Source organism: Variovorax sp. GW823-FHT02B07 (genome assembly GCF_058797695.1).
Genome location: NZ_JBXAJX010000004.1, coordinates 354,476 through 367,625 on the forward strand (window position 1 = coordinate 354,476; position 13,150 = coordinate 367,625).

General features: G+C 68.4%; 14 protein-coding genes. 8 read left to right on the forward strand and 6 right to left on the reverse strand.

From position 1 onward, the window contains the following. The first annotated feature begins 9 nt into the window (after nucleotides 1-9). Together phnX and AC1RGU_RS22470 are read left to right on the forward strand one after the other, a co-directional pair. Nucleotides 10-843 (forward strand): phosphonoacetaldehyde hydrolase, encoded by an 834-nt coding sequence (gene phnX / locus AC1RGU_RS22465; RefSeq protein WP_492697949.1) that lies wholly within the window; start codon nucleotides 10-12, stop codon nucleotides 841-843. Nucleotides 844-924: 81 nt separating this feature from the next. Continuing rightward, nucleotides 925-1,074, forward strand: a complete 150-nt coding sequence (locus AC1RGU_RS22470; RefSeq protein WP_167394971.1) for a hypothetical protein — start codon at nucleotides 925-927, stop codon at nucleotides 1,072-1,074. A 40-nt stretch (nucleotides 1,075-1,114) separates the two neighbouring features. On the opposite strand, the gene AC1RGU_RS22475 is transcribed toward AC1RGU_RS22470, so the two are convergent. Further along, the gene (locus AC1RGU_RS22475) at nucleotides 1,115-1,567 is read right to left on the reverse strand and encodes a GNAT family N-acetyltransferase (RefSeq protein ID WP_492697947.1); all 453 of its coding nucleotides are present in this window, start codon (nucleotides 1,565-1,567) and stop codon (nucleotides 1,115-1,117) included. Between the two features lie 98 nt (nucleotides 1,568-1,665). On the opposite strand from AC1RGU_RS22475, the gene AC1RGU_RS22480 reads away from it, so the two are divergent. Next, complete coding sequence (locus tag AC1RGU_RS22480; RefSeq protein ID WP_492697945.1) at nucleotides 1,666-2,934, forward strand: MFS transporter; 1,269 nt, start codon at nucleotides 1,666-1,668, stop codon at nucleotides 2,932-2,934. Between the two features lie 14 nt (nucleotides 2,935-2,948). Here the strand turns inward: AC1RGU_RS22480 and AC1RGU_RS22485 are convergent, their stop codons facing one another. Beyond that, nucleotides 2,949-3,689, reverse strand: coding sequence for a hypothetical protein (locus AC1RGU_RS22485; RefSeq protein WP_492697943.1), 741 nt, complete (start codon nucleotides 3,687-3,689; stop codon nucleotides 2,949-2,951). Between the two features lie 138 nt (nucleotides 3,690-3,827). After that, on the reverse strand, nucleotides 3,828-4,217 hold the full coding sequence (locus tag AC1RGU_RS22490; RefSeq protein WP_492697941.1) for an energy transducer TonB: 390 nt from the start codon (nucleotides 4,215-4,217) through the stop codon (nucleotides 3,828-3,830). A gap of 224 nt (nucleotides 4,218-4,441) precedes the next feature. Here AC1RGU_RS22490 and AC1RGU_RS22495 point away from each other — a divergent pair, with 224 nt between their 5' ends. Then, nucleotides 4,442-4,864 (forward strand): tripartite tricarboxylate transporter TctB family protein, encoded by a 423-nt coding sequence (locus AC1RGU_RS22495; protein ID WP_354345540.1) that lies wholly within the window; start codon nucleotides 4,442-4,444, stop codon nucleotides 4,862-4,864. 10 nt (nucleotides 4,865-4,874) lie between these two features. Beyond that, entirely contained in the window at nucleotides 4,875-6,398 is a 1,524-nt protein-coding gene (locus AC1RGU_RS22500) for a tripartite tricarboxylate transporter permease (RefSeq protein ID WP_492697939.1), read from the forward strand. A 47-nt stretch (nucleotides 6,399-6,445) separates the two neighbouring features. Here AC1RGU_RS22500 and AC1RGU_RS22505 read toward each other — a convergent pair whose 3' ends face one another. Continuing rightward, nucleotides 6,446-7,864, reverse strand: a complete 1,419-nt coding sequence (locus tag AC1RGU_RS22505; RefSeq protein ID WP_492697937.1) for an aminotransferase-like domain-containing protein — start codon at nucleotides 7,862-7,864, stop codon at nucleotides 6,446-6,448. Between the two features lie 99 nt (nucleotides 7,865-7,963). Between AC1RGU_RS22505 and AC1RGU_RS22510 the strand changes: the two genes are divergently transcribed. The 3 genes from AC1RGU_RS22510 to AC1RGU_RS22520 are packed head-to-tail and all read left to right on the forward strand — an operon-like array spanning nucleotide 7,964 to nucleotide 10,180. Continuing rightward, entirely contained in the window at nucleotides 7,964-8,152 is a 189-nt protein-coding gene (locus AC1RGU_RS22510) for a DUF2970 domain-containing protein (RefSeq protein WP_056573062.1), read from the forward strand. After that, nucleotides 8,152-8,874, forward strand: a complete 723-nt coding sequence (locus tag AC1RGU_RS22515) for a c-type cytochrome (protein WP_492697935.1) — start codon at nucleotides 8,152-8,154, stop codon at nucleotides 8,872-8,874. Before AC1RGU_RS22510 ends, AC1RGU_RS22515 begins: the two co-directional genes overlap by 1 nt. Nucleotides 8,875-8,881: 7 nt before the next feature. Then, nucleotides 8,882-10,180: a c-type cytochrome gene (locus AC1RGU_RS22520; protein ID WP_492697933.1), complete on the forward strand. Its 1,299-nt coding sequence runs from the start codon at nucleotides 8,882-8,884 to the stop codon at nucleotides 10,178-10,180. A gap of 21 nt (nucleotides 10,181-10,201) precedes the next feature. Here the strand turns inward: AC1RGU_RS22520 and AC1RGU_RS22525 are convergent, their stop codons facing one another. Further along, the gene (locus tag AC1RGU_RS22525; protein WP_492697931.1) at nucleotides 10,202-11,641 is read right to left on the reverse strand and encodes an 8-oxoguanine deaminase; all 1,440 of its coding nucleotides are present in this window, start codon (nucleotides 11,639-11,641) and stop codon (nucleotides 10,202-10,204) included. Continuing rightward, nucleotides 11,638-13,053 (reverse strand): nucleobase:cation symporter-2 family protein, encoded by a 1,416-nt coding sequence (locus AC1RGU_RS22530; RefSeq protein WP_101491079.1) that lies wholly within the window; start codon nucleotides 13,051-13,053, stop codon nucleotides 11,638-11,640. The genes AC1RGU_RS22525 and AC1RGU_RS22530 overlap by 4 nt, the downstream gene beginning before the upstream one ends. Nucleotides 13,054-13,150 lie beyond the last annotated feature (97 nt).

Genomic DNA, 13,150 nt, shown 5'->3' on the forward strand with positions numbered 1-13,150 from the left:
TCCCTCGCCATGAACGCCCACCCTCATATCAGGCTGCAAGCCGTCGTCTTCGACTGGGCCGGCACCATCCTCGACTTCGGTTCCTGCGCGCCCATGGGCGCCTTCGTGAAGCTGTTCGCACAGTCCGGCATCGACATCACCATCGACGAGGCGCGCGCCCCGATGGGCATGGCCAAGTGGGACCACATCAAGGCCCTGGGCACGCAGCCGCGCATCGCCGCGCAGTGGGAGGCGAAGCACGGCCATGCCTTTAGCGACGCCGACGTCGACCGCCTGTACGAGGTGTTCACGCCGATGAACGCGGCCAGCGTGCGCGACCACACCGACTTCATTCCGGGCGCGATCGAGGCCGTCCACGCGGCGCGCGAACGCGGCCTGAAGATCGGCTCCACCACCGGCTACAACCGCCCGATCATGGACGTCGTCACGCCCATCGCCGCGGCCGGCGGCTATGCGCCCGACAACCTCGTGTGCGCGGGCGACCTCGCGGCGGGGCGCCCGTCGCCGCTCATGATGTACCGCTGCTTCGCCGACCTCGGCGTGTGGCCGCCGCACGCCGTCGTCAAGGTCGACGACACCGGCGTGGGCCTGCAGGAAGGCCTCAACGCCGGCACCTGGGCGGTCGGCGTGTCGGTCAGCGGCAACGTCAACGGCCTGACGCTGGCCGAGTGGCAGGCGCTCGACGCCGACAGCCAGCAGGCGCGCCGCGCCCGCGCCACCGCCGAGCTGCGGGCCGCCGGCGCGCACTATGTGATCGACAGCGTGGCCGACCTGCCGAACGTGCTCGAAGACATCGAGCGCCGCCTGCAGGCCGGCGAGCGGCCGGAAGTCCTTTTGCGCTGAAGCAGAAAGCTCGCTTTACCGACGGTGGCTGGCGCTGCCGTCCGACTTGACGCGTCACTTCGCGGGCTTAGCATGCGCCGCATGCGAAGCACAGCCTTTGTTCTTCTGCTCTGTCTCGGCCTGCTGACCGCGGCCTGCGACGGCAAGCGCAAGCCCGGCATTCCGATGCCGAAGGCCTTCTTGTCGTCGAGCGTCGTGGTGGTGATGGCACCTGCGCCGTTCGTGGGTTGAGGCTGCCGGAGCGTTCAGCGCACCGGCCGCGGCGAACGTCTCAGGACGGGACGTACGCCAGCACTTCATCGCCCGCTGCATCGAATTCGCCCGTGGGCTTCCAGCCCAGGTGCCGGTAGAACCCGTGCGAGCGCACCTGCGGGTCGGGCGAACAGCCCAGGAAGAGCCGCTGGAAGCCGAGCCGCACGAACGCCTCGACCATCCGCTCGAGCAGCGCCTTGCCGATGCCCCGGCCTTCGTACGCCGGCAGCAGGGCCAGCACGGCGATCTCGCCGGTGTCCCGCTCGCCGAAGCAATAGCCCGCCAGCTCGCCGTCGACGAGCGCGACGTAGCCGGGCAGGGAGCCGTCGGCGATGCCGGCCTGCCAGCTCTCCAGGGTGATGCCGAGCGCCTCGAGCTCGTCGATGGAGAAGGCGTTCTCTCGCGTGCGGCCGCGCAGGTCGAGGCACGCGGGCGTGTCTTCGGGAATGGCTTGTCTGTAGGTGATGGGCATGCGTCGGGTGCTCGAGGGCGCGCGCAGCAGGCGGCGCGGCCTTCCGCGAGAATGCCACACGACGTGCGCCACCCGATGCACGCGCGGAGACAAGAAGAATGAAGACGACCCCAGAGACAGCTATCGTCCACCAGCCCGACTCGCGCTACGCCATGGTGCGCCTGGCGCTCACGCTGCTGGTCATGACGGTCGGCAGCAGCGGCATGTACGTGGTGTCGGTCATGCTGCCCGCCGTGCAGGCCGAGTTCGGCGTGGCGCGCGCCGATGCCTCCATGCCCTACACGCTGCTGATGCTGGGCTTCGGTTTCGGCGGCGTGCTCATGGGCAAGCTGGCCGACCGCATCGGCGTGATGAAGCCGTTGCTGATGGGCTCGGTCTTCCTGGCCGCCGGCTACATCGCCACGGGCCTGTCGCAAGGCATCGTGTCCTTCACCATCGCGCAGGCGCTGCTGGTCGGCCTGCTCGGCAGCTCGGTGGCCTTTGCGCCGCTGGTGGCCGACACCTCGCTGTGGTTCGTCAAGCGGCGCGGCATCGCGGTGGCCGTGTGCGCCAGCGGCAACTACCTCGCGGGCGCCGTGTGGCCGCCCATCGCGCAGCACTTCGTCGAGCAGGTGGGCTGGCGCCAGACCTACATCGGCATGGGCATCTTCTGCGGCCTGACGATGGCGCTGCTGGCGCTGTTCTTCCGCGCACGGCCGCCGGCACTGGCCGAGGTGGCGCCGGTGTCGCAGGTGGCGGGCAGCACGCTGGTGCGCGACATGACGCGGCCCTTCGGCCTGAGCATGGGCACGGCGCAGGGCCTGCTGTGCGTGGCGGGCGTGGCCTGCTGTGTGGCCATGGCGATGCCACAGGTGCACATCGTGGCCTACTGCGGCGACCTGGGCTACGGCCCGGCGCAGGGCGCGATGATGCTGTCGCTGATGCTGGGCTTCGGCATCGTGAGCCGGCTGGTGTCGGGCGCCATCTGCGACCGCATCGGCGGGCTGCGCACGCTGATGCTGGGCGGCGTGCTGCAGTGCGTGGCGCTGCTGCTGTTCCTGCCCTTCGACGGGCTGGTGCCGCTGTACGTGATCTCGGCGCTGTTCGGCCTGTTCCAGGGCGGCATCGTGCCCTCGTACGCGATCATCGTGCGCGAGCACTTCCCGCCCAAGGAAGCCGGCGCGCGCGTGGGCACGGTGCTGATGTTCACGCTGTTCGGCATGGCGCTGGGTGGCTGGATGTCGGGCAAGGTGTTCGACCTGACGGGCAGCTACCACGCGGCCTTCCTGAACGGCATCGGATGGAACCTGGTCAACGTGAGCATCGCGGCGTTCCTGCTGTTCAGGGTGCGCCGGATGCGGCGGGGTGGGGTGGCGGTGGCTGCTTGATGTTCTTGGCGGGCCTAGGCTCGCGGTTGATAGCGCAGAAGAGCAAGATCCCCCAGACCATCAATGCGCCTTTCTTCAACGGGCTCACCTACTAGTTCTTCGAAATACTTGATCCATCCTGAAGTTAGGTTCTGCATGAAGATGGGATCTATGCATTCAAGATGATTCCGCTGGGCTCTCGCCATGACAAGGCATGGCTTCGACGTCGATGGGTGAGTCGCCGGCATGTTCACAGTGAAGTACACGACATTCGTGATGTTCCGAAAACTCTGCCCCAGTATTCGCCAGATCAGATAAATCACTGCATCTGCTTCCAGCGCATAGTTTCCATCGTTGGCTACGAGAAGAAGCCCCTGATAGTTTTGCAACCCGAGTCGCTCAGCGGTTGCTTTGATCTGCTTATTCGCTTTGAGTACTCGGCGCTGAATCGGTGTTTTGTAGACCTCAAGTAGTGCGTGTTGACAGATGGGGGGCAGCGTCTTGGATTCGATTCGGACAGATTCACCGTAGTACGTCGGAATGGTCCCATCTGCCATCCACTTGTCAAACAGTGTTTGAATCTTGGCCTGTAGTAGCTCGTCTTCGCTCTTGTCGTCTTCTAGGCATTTGAGCTCGGCCACCACAGAATTCTGTGGGAAGTAGTAGTCGGCATTCGGGTGATTTGGCGATGGTCCTAGGACATCTGAGACAACTGTTCCTCCAAATCTACGGACGAATTCATTGAAATTTTCTTCGATGGCCAGAGAGATGGGCATGCCCGGTCCTAGTTGTTCGCTTAGTGCGTCAGATCAGCGTTGAATGTCATCGTAAAACCAATGCGGTGCCGCTGATGACTGGCCCTGGCCGATAGGCGTTGGGCCGCGAGACGTCGCTGTCTCGGCATGCCCCGCTTCCTAATTCATCGTCGGCTGCTGCGGCGGCGACGTGATGAAGAACCGGATCGGCACCTCCCGCCACACCACCGTGCCATCGTCCGGCGTCGGCTTGAAGCGCCATGTGCGGACGGTCTCGACGGCCGAGCGGTCCAGCCGTGCATGGCCGCTCGATTCCTTCACCTCGACGCTCGTGGGCAGGCCGGCCGGCGTGGTGCGCACGCGCAGCAGCACCATGCCTTGCTCCCCGTTCATCCGCGATTCGGCCGGATAGGGCGCGTTCGGGTTGGGGGGCTGCGGCGACCATTCGCCGGGCGCCGGCGGCGGCGGTGCCGCGCAGGCGGCGAGCAGCGCGGCGGTGGTGGCGACCGCCAGGAGCGCGTGTCGGGGAGCGTGGCGTGGTGTCTTCATCGGTGTTCCGCAATCCTTCGAAAGGAGACCCCGCGCATTGTGACCCGGGCGCGTTCGCCGCCTTCGCGCCCGGTACGTAGTTCCCCTCGCGGCTGCGTCAGATTCCGATCAGCTTGCAAAAAGAGCATCGATCCGTCCGGCGACTCCCTCCGGACGGAGACACGCCCGCACCGGTTGCATCGGTCGCGGGCGCATTCGAATCACAACATTCCGTGAGCGTATGAATGAAAAATAGAAACCTTGTCAGAGGTCTGTTCCTCATGGCGATCGCGCTGGCCTTCGGCCTGACCGCGCTGCGCTATCCCATCGGCGACTTCAGCCGGGCGGGGCCGGGCCTGTTCCCCGTGATGGTGAGCAGCCTGCTGCTGCTGATCGGCGTGGCCACGGTGGTCCGGTCGTTCGTGGTGGCGCCGGTGACGCTGGACCTGAACTTCAAGAACATCGGACTCATCCTGTCGAGCCTGTGCGGGTTCGCGCTGATCTCGATGTACGTGAACATGATCGCGGGCATCGTCTTCATGGTGTTCTGTTCGGCCTTCGCGGGCAGCTCCAACTCGTGGCTGCGCAACGTGAAGATCTCGGCGGGCCTGATCGCCATGGCGCTGGCGCTGCAGAAGCTGCTCGGCCTGAACCTGCCGCTTTTCTGAGGCCACGACCATGACGGAAGTCCTGAACAACCTGGCGTTCGGTTTCTCGCACGCCCTGACACTGCACAACCTGATGTACTGCGCCATCGGCTGCACGGTGGGCACGCTGGTCGGCCTGCTGCCGGGCCTGGGGCCGCTGGCCACCATCAGCCTGCTGCTGCCGCTGACGTATTCGATTCCCACCACCGGCGCGCTGATCATGCTGGCCGGCATCTACTATGGTGCGCAGTACGGCGACAGCGTGAGCGCGATCACGATGAAGATCCCGCACGCCAGCAGCATCGTGGCCTGCATCGACGGCTACGCGATGACGCTCAAGGGCCAGACGGGCCTGGCGTTGTTCACGGCGGGTTTCTCCAGCTTCATCGGCGGCACGGTCGCGATCCTGGTGCTGTCGTTCCTGGCGCCGACGCTGGGCGAGGTGGCGTTCCTGTTCGGCCCGGCGGACTACGTCGCGATGATGCTGGTGGGCTTCGTGTGCGTGAGCTTCGTGACCACGGGCAGCCTGCTGAACGGGCTGGCGATGTGCATGATCGGCGTGCTGCTGGGCACCATCGGTACCGACGTGAACAGCGGCATGGCGCGCTTCACGATGGACATGCCGTTCCTGACCGACGGCGTGGGCATCGTGAGCATTGCGCTGGGCTGCTTCGGCATCGCCGAGATCACCAAGAACCTCGACTCGCGCGAGGAGCGCTCGCCCTTCAACGGCAAGATCAACCTCATTCCGACCTGGGCGGAGTTCAAGCGGATCATTCCCAGCGCGCTGCGCGGCAGCGTGGTCGGCTCCATCCTGGGCATCCTGCCCGGCGGCGGCCCGACCATTGCGCAGTTCGCGGCGTACGCGCTGGACAAGAAGGTCAGCAAGTACAAGCACGAGATCGGCACGGGTTGCATCGAGGGCGTGGCCGGCCAGGCGGCGGCCGACGAGGCGGCGGCGCGCACGAGCTTCATTCCGCTCATGAGCATCGGCATTCCCGAGAACGCGGTCATGGCGCTGATGCTGGCGGCCTTCATCATCAAGGGCATCCAGCCGGGCCCGAACATGATCGCCAGCCACCCCGAGCTGTTCTGGGGCCTGGTGGCCAGCATGTGGATCGGCAACGTGTTCCTGCTGGTGCTGAACGTGCCGCTGGTGCGCTACTGGCTCTCGGTGTTCAAGATTCCGTACAGCGTGCTGTTCCCGTCGATCCTGTTCTTCTGCTGCATCGGCACCTACAGCGTGAACAACAACCTGCAGGACGTGTTCATCACCGCCGCGTTCGGCTTCATGGGCTACATGTTCATGCGGCTGGAGCTCGACGCCGCGCCGCTCATGCTGGGCTTCATCCTCGGGCCGATGCTCGAGGAGAACTTCCGCCGCGCGATGCTGCTCAGCCGCGGCGGCTTCGGCACCTTCGTCTCGCGGCCCATCAGCGGCACGCTGCTGGGGCTGATCGCGATCTTCGTGGTGTGGCAGCTGGTGGCGTTCGTGCTGCAGGCGCGCAGGAAGAACGGGGCGCGGGCTGCAGTCGCGCTGGAACCGCAAGAGTAGGTCGACAGGCCCGAACAACGCCCGCCCCTTCGGCGGGCGTTGTCGTTTCAGCTCGCTTGTGCCACCAGCCGCCCCAGCGTCTGCAGGGCCTGCTCGCTGTGCGCGTCCCACGCGTGGCCGTAGTTCAGCCGCAGGCAGTTCGAGAACGCACGCGTGGCCGAGAAGATCGGGCCGGGCGCGACGCTGATGCCGCGCTCCAGCGCCTGGCGATGGATTTCCAGCGCGTCCACCTGCGGCGGCAATTCCACCCACAGGAAGTACCCGCCCAGCGGCCGCGTGGCGCGCGTGCCGGCCGGAAAGTAATGGCCCACGGCCTGCGTGAAGCTGGCCTGCTGCATCGCCAGCGTCTGGCGCAGCTTGCGCAGGTGCTTGTCGAAGCCGCCCTTCTCGAGGTAGTCGGCCAGCGCCAGCTGCGCGGGCACCGAGGTGCTGAGCGTGGTCGTGAGCTTCTGGCGCGCCACCTTGCGCGCGAAGCGCCCGGCCGAGGCCCAGCCGATGCGGTAGCCGGGCGCGAGGCTTTTCGAGAACGACGAGCAGTGCAGCACCAGCCCCTGCGTGTCGAAGGCCTTGGCCGGCGGCGGGCGGCGCTCGCCGAAGTACAGCTCGGCGTACACGTCGTCTTCGATCAGCGGCAGTTCGTGGCGCGCGAGCAGTTCGACCAGCGCCTTCTTCTTCGCGTCGGGCATGAGGCTGCCCAGCGGGTTCTGGAAAGTGGTCATGAGCCAGCAGGCGGTCGGCTTGTGCGCGGCGATGGCCTGCGCCAGCGCGTCGAGGTCGATGCCTTCGCCCGGGTGCGTCGGCACCTCGATGGCGCGCAGGCCCATGCGTTCGAGCGCCTGCAGCGCGGCATAGAAGGTGGGCGACTCGACGATCACCGCGTCGCCCGGCCGCGTCACGGCCGAGAGGCACAGGTTGAGCGCCTCGAGCGCGCCGTTGGTGACCACGATCTCCTCGGCCGGCACCGGCAGGCCGTCGGCCAGGTAGCGCAGCGCGATCTGCCGGCGCAGGGCCGCGCTGCCGGGCGTGAGGTCGTCCACGGTGCGCCACGGGTCGAGCGACTTGGCGCTGGCCGCCATGAACTGGCCCAGCCGCGCCAGCGGAAACAGCAGCGGGCTCGGAAACGCCGAGCCGAAGGGCACGACCTGGCGCGACATGCTGGCTTCGAGGATGTCGAACACCTGGTCGCTCACCTCGAGCGCGCGCGGGCCTTCGGCGGGGCGCGAGGTCAGGGTGGTCTCGGGCGGCGCGTCGCGCAGGCCGCCGCCGGCCACGTAATAGCCCGAGCGGTCGCGCGCGCGCACCAGCCCGCGCGCCTCCAGCAGGTAGTAGGCTTGGAACACGGTGGAGGCGCTCACGCCGCGGCTGCTGCCCGTGTGGCGCACGGAGGGCAGGCGGTCGCCGGTCTTGAGGGTGCCGTTGCGGATCGAGGCCTCGATGTCCGAGGCCAGGGCTTCATAACGCTTCATCGGTGGGCCGTTGTCATTCGCGGGGACTCTAATCTGATATGGTGAATCGAGCTGGATCTGCATCTGTTTTTTTTGACCCGTTTGCGCGACAGTGGACCCATGTTCAATCTGATGCGCGCGGTGCGCGCCGTACTCTGGAGCTTCATCGGGCTGGGCGGCCGCCGGGCCGACGCCGACAAGCGGACCGCCCAGCTGGGCATCCTGCCGCTGATCGGCGTGGGGCTGTGCATGGCCCTGCTGCTGATCGCGGGCCTGCTGGCCCTGGCGCATTTCGCGGCAGGCACGTGATGAAGGCCTTGCTCCACCGGGCAGCGCTGGCCCTGGCGCTGCTGTTGCCGCTTGCGCCCATCGCCGCGCAGGCCGCCACCACCGTGCCCGACACCATCGAGCAGCGCGTGGCCGCCTGCATCGCCTGCCACGGGCGCGAGGGCGCCACCACCAACGCCGGCTTCTTCCCGCGCCTGGCGGGCAAGCCGGCGGGCTACCTGTTCAACCAGCTTGTGAGTTTTCGCGACGGGCGCCGTTTCAACAGCGACATGACCTACATGGTCCAGCACCTGTCGGACGACTACCTGCGCGAGATGGCCGACTACTTCGCGAACCTGTCGTTGCCGTACGCGGCGGTCTCGCCGCAGAGCGACGCCTCGCCCGAGCAGCTGCGGCGCGGCCGCCAGCTGGCGCTCGAAGGCGACGCGGCGCGCCAGATCCCGGCCTGCGTGCAGTGCCACGGCGCCGCGCTCACGGGCGTGCAGCCGGCCATTCCGGGCCTGCTGGGCCTGCCGCGGCTGTATGTGTCGTCGCAGCTCGGCGCCTGGCTCACCAAGGAGCGCCATGCGCCCGCGCCCGACTGCATGGCGCAGATCGGCCAGCGCATGACCACCGCCGACATCAACGCCGTGGCCAGCTGGCTGGCCGTGCAGCCGATGCCGGCCGACACCCGCCCGGCGGCCTCGCTGCCCGCACCGCTGCCCGTGACCTGCGGCGGCATGCCCACCGCGGCGAAACCCTGAGAACCCGATGACCGCGCGACTGAGACATTTCGGCTGGGCCCTGCTGGGCCTGGTCACCCTGGCGGCCGTGTTGGCCGGCGTCGTGCTGGCGCTGAACCTGCGCGGCGAAGACCCGCTGCCCGAGCGCGCCGAAGCCTTCGACGCCACGCCGCAACTCGTCGAGCGCGGGCGCTACCTCGCGCTGGCGGGCAACTGCGCCGGCTGCCACACCACGCGCGGCGGCCAGCCCTACGCGGGCGGCGTGCCGCTCGAAACGCCGTTCGGCACCATCTACGCGACCAACCTCACGCCCGATGCGACGCACGGCATCGGCGGCTGGAGCAGCGCGCACTTCTGGCGCGCCATGCACAACGGCCGCAGCAAGGACGGGCGCCTGCTGTACCCGGCCTTCCCGTACCCGAACTTCACGCAGGTCACGCGCGAAGACTCCGACGCCCTGTACGCCTACCTGCGCAGCGTGGCGCCCGCCACCACGGAAAACAAGGCGCACCGCCTGCGCTTCCCGTACGACACGCAGGCCGCGCTCGCGGTGTGGCGCGCGCTCTCGTTCAAGCCGCAGCCCTTCGTGGCGAACGCGAACAAGCCGGCCGAATGGAACCGCGGCGCCTACCTCGTGGGCGGGCTGGGCCATTGCATCGCCTGCCACGGCAGCCGCAACTCGCTGGGCGCGACCGAAACCAAGCTGGGGCTCTCTGGCGGCCTGATCGCGGTCGAGAACTGGTACGCGCCCTCGCTGGCCGACCCGCATGAAGCGGGCGTGGCCGACTGGCCCGCGGCCGACGTCGTGGCGCTGCTCAAGACCGGCACCGCCCCGCGGGGCTCGGTGATGGGCCCGATGGCCGACGTCGTGTTCCGCAGTACGCAGTACCTGAGCGACGCTGACCTGGGCGCCATGGCCATCTACCTGAAGGACCTGCCCGAGGCCGTGAAGCAGGATGCGCCCGCAGCCCAGAAGGCCCCCGCCGCGCCGGTGCGGCGCGACGCCGGCGCGATGGTGCGCGGCGCGAAGATCTACGACCAGCGCTGCGCCTACTGCCACGGCGACCAGGGCCAGGGCGCGGCCGGCGCCTACCCACCGCTCGCCGGCAACCGCGCGGTGACGATGGCGCGGCCCACCAACCTGATCCAGGTGGTCGCGCACGGCGGCTTCCTGCCCGCGACGGCCGGCAACCCGCGCCCCTACGGCATGCCGCCGTTCGGGCACGCGCTCGACGCCACCGAGGTGGCCGAGGTGCTCACCTACATCCGCGGGTCGTGGGGCAACAACGCCGCGCCGGTCACGCAGCTGGACACGATGCGCCGCTGACGCGCACGGCGCACCGCTTTTTCAGGCGGTGTGCGGATGCCGCGCGCTGTCGTACAGCGTGCGCGCCAGGTCGCGGTGCGTCGCCAGCAGCGGCGCCAGCTCGAAGCCCGTGAAGCGCCCGTCGCGGATGCGGACCACGCCGTCGATCACGCTCAGCGCGGCCGCCACCGGCGTGCAGAACACCAGCGCCGCGACCGGGTCGTGCCAGGCGCCCGCGTGGTCCACGCCGCGCATGTCGAAGGCCACGAGGTCGGCCGACATGCCCGGTGCCAGCGCGCCGATGTCGTCGCGCCCCAGCACGCGGGCGCCGCCGACCGTGGCGATCTCCAGCGCTTCGCGCGCGGTCATGGCGGCGGGGCCGTAGCCCACGCGCTGCAGCAGCATCGCCTGGCGCGCCTCGCCCAGCATGTGCGCGCCATCGTTCGACGCACTGCCGTCCACGCCCAGGCCCACCGGCACGCCCGCGCGCCGCATCGCCCCGATGGGCGCGATGCCCGAGGCCAGCCGCATGTTCGAGCAAGGGCAGTGCGCCACGCCGGTGCCGGTGCGCCCGAAGAGCGCGATGCCGGCGTCGTCCAGCTTCACGCAGTGCGCGTGCCACACGTCGTGGCCGACCCAGCCCAGGTCTTCGGCGTACTCGGCCGGCGTCATGCCGAACTTCTCGCGCGAGTAGGCGACGTCGTTGTCGTTTTCGGCCAGGTGCGTGTGCAGCGACACGCCGCGTTCGCGCGCCAGTTCGGCCGACAGTCGCATCAGGTCGCGCGACACCGAGAACGGCGAGCAGGGCGCCAGCACGATGCGGCGCATCGAATGGCGCGCGGGGTTGTGCCAGCGGTCGATGAGGCGCTCGCTGTCGCGCAGGATCGCCGCCTCGGTCTCCACCACCTCGTCGGGTGGCAGCCCGCCGGCGCTGCGGCCCACGCTCATGCTGCCGCGCGCCGCGTGGAAGCGCATGCCCATGGCGTCGGCCGCCTCGATCGAGTCGTCGAGCCGCGAGCCGTTCGGGAACAGGTAGAGGTGGTCGCTGGTGGTGGTGCAGCCCGAGCGCATCAGCTCGGCCATGGCGGTCTGCGTCGACACGCGGATCATCTCGGGCGTGAGCCGCGCCCACAGCAGGTACAGGTTCGTGAGCCAGCCGAAGAGCTCCGCGTCCTGCGCCTCGGGCACGGCGCGCGTGAGGCTCTGGTACATGTGGTGGTGCGTGTTCACCAGCCCGGGCATCACGGCATGGCCGTGCATGTCGATGGCCTCGGCCTGGCCGCTGCGCAGCGCGTCGAGGTAGGGCGCCGGCAGCTCGGTCGTGGCGCCCACCCAGGCGACAGCGGGGCCGTCCATCACCACGGCGCCGTCGGCGATCTCGCGCCGGGCGGCGTCCATGGTGACGAGCACGTCGGCGTGCCGGACGATCAGCAGCGGCGGGCGCTGCGGTTGCGCGGAAGAAGAGGGATGTTGAAAAGTCATTCGGAGCCGTGCGAAGTGCGCGCCGCCATCGCGAAGGACCGTTCCTTCGACAGCACGCCGTTGTAGAAAAGATTGAGCAGCACCGCGGCCAGCGTGCCCAGCACGATGCCGCTGTGCGTCAGCGGATGGGTCCAGGCGGGGAAGTGCTGGAAGAAGTTCGGCGACAGCGTGGGGATCAATCCGAGCCCGATCGAAATGGCGATCACATACAGCGCGTGGCGGTTCTGCGCGTAGTCGATCGCACCCAGGATGCGCACGCCCGTGGCCGCCACCATGCCGAACATCACGATGCCCGCGCCGCCGAGCACGAACTGCGGCACCGAGGCCACGATGTGCGCGATCTTCGGAAACAGCGCCAGCGCGATCAGCATCAGGCCACCGCCCGCCGCCACGTAGCGCGAGCGCACGCCCGTCACCGTGACCAGCCCCACGTTCTGCGAGAACGAGGTGTAGGGGAAGGTGTTGAACACACCGCCGATGACGGTGCCCAGCCCGTCGGCGCGCAGCCCGCGCGTGAGCGCGTCGGTCGTCACCTTGCGGCCGGTGATCTCGCCCAGCGCGAGGAACATGCCAGTCGATTCGACCAGCGTGATGAGCATCACGATGCACATCGAGGCGATGGCCGTGAGCTCGAAGCGCGGCAGGCCGAAGTGGAAGGGCGTGGTCACGGCCATCCAGCTCGCTTCCTCGAGCCCGTCGAAATGCATGCGCCCGAGCGCCAGCGACACGCCCACGCCGAACACGATGCCCAGCAGCACCGCGATGTTGGCGATGAGACCCTTGCCGAAGCGCGTGATCGCGATGATCACCGCCAGCACCGCCGCGGCAATCGCCAGGTTCACCGGCTCGCCGTAGGCCGGGTTGGCCACCGCGTGCGCCACGCCGTCGATCATGCGGGTCGCGGTGGGCTGGCCGCCTGCGGCCCAGTTGATGGCCACGCCCATGAGCGACACGCCGATCAACGTGATGACCGTGCCCGTGACGAGCGGCGGAAACACGCCCAGCACGCGCCCCATGAGCGGCGCGACGAGCATGCCGAACACGCCCGCCACGATGGTCGCGCCGTAGATCGCAGGCAGGCCGAGCGAGGGGTCCATGCCGATGGCGATCATCGGCCCGACGGCCGCGAAGGTCACGCCCATCATCACCGGCATGCGGATGCCGAAGCGCCAGAAGCCGATGGCCTGCACCAGCGTGGCAATGCCGGCGGCGAACAGGTCGGCGTTGATGAGGAAGGCGATGTCGGCCTTCGAGAGGCCGAGCGCACCGCCCACGATGAGCGGCACGGCCACCGTGCCCGCATACATCACGAGCACGTGCTGCAGGCTCAATGCGCCGCAACGGGCGAGCGGAAGCTTCTGGTCGACCCCTTCGCCGTCTCCTGCGGGGGTCTTTTTATCGTTCGAGAACATGGGAACCTTTCCTGCCGATGAACCGGCGCGGCAGTCTAGGAGCGATGTCTTTGCACATGCAAAGTCAATAAATGACGCGCCCTGTGCACAAAAAGTG

What these genes read in the sequence shown, in the direction of transcription:
- AC1RGU_RS22490 (WP_492697941.1), bottom strand. Translation starts at nt 4,217, where the DNA reads ATGAAGACACCACGCCACGCTCCCCGACACGCGCTCCTGGCGGTCGCC.
- AC1RGU_RS22480 (WP_492697945.1), top strand. Translation starts at nt 1,666, where the DNA reads ATGAAGACGACCCCAGAGACAGCTATCGTCCACCAGCCCGACTCGCGC.
- AC1RGU_RS22525 (WP_492697931.1), bottom strand. Translation starts at nt 11,641, where the DNA reads ATGACTTTTCAACATCCCTCTTCTTCCGCGCAACCGCAGCGCCCGCCG.
- AC1RGU_RS22495 (WP_354345540.1), top strand. Translation starts at nt 4,442, where the DNA reads ATGAAAAATAGAAACCTTGTCAGAGGTCTGTTCCTCATGGCGATCGCG.
- AC1RGU_RS22510 (WP_056573062.1), top strand. Translation starts at nt 7,964, where the DNA reads ATGTTCAATCTGATGCGCGCGGTGCGCGCCGTACTCTGGAGCTTCATC.
- AC1RGU_RS22500 (WP_492697939.1), top strand. Translation starts at nt 4,875, where the DNA reads ATGACGGAAGTCCTGAACAACCTGGCGTTCGGTTTCTCGCACGCCCTG.
- AC1RGU_RS22475 (WP_492697947.1), bottom strand. Translation starts at nt 1,567, where the DNA reads ATGCCCATCACCTACAGACAAGCCATTCCCGAAGACACGCCCGCGTGC.
- AC1RGU_RS22485 (WP_492697943.1), bottom strand. Translation starts at nt 3,689, where the DNA reads ATGCCCATCTCTCTGGCCATCGAAGAAAATTTCAATGAATTCGTCCGT.
- AC1RGU_RS22505 (WP_492697937.1), bottom strand. Translation starts at nt 7,864, where the DNA reads ATGAAGCGTTATGAAGCCCTGGCCTCGGACATCGAGGCCTCGATCCGC.
- phnX (WP_492697949.1), top strand. Translation starts at nt 10, where the DNA reads ATGAACGCCCACCCTCATATCAGGCTGCAAGCCGTCGTCTTCGACTGG.
- AC1RGU_RS22520 (WP_492697933.1), top strand. Translation starts at nt 8,882, where the DNA reads ATGACCGCGCGACTGAGACATTTCGGCTGGGCCCTGCTGGGCCTGGTC.
- AC1RGU_RS22470 (WP_167394971.1), top strand. Translation starts at nt 925, where the DNA reads ATGCGAAGCACAGCCTTTGTTCTTCTGCTCTGTCTCGGCCTGCTGACC.
- AC1RGU_RS22530 (WP_101491079.1), bottom strand. Translation starts at nt 13,053, where the DNA reads ATGTTCTCGAACGATAAAAAGACCCCCGCAGGAGACGGCGAAGGGGTC.
- AC1RGU_RS22515 (WP_492697935.1), top strand. Translation starts at nt 8,152, where the DNA reads ATGAAGGCCTTGCTCCACCGGGCAGCGCTGGCCCTGGCGCTGCTGTTG.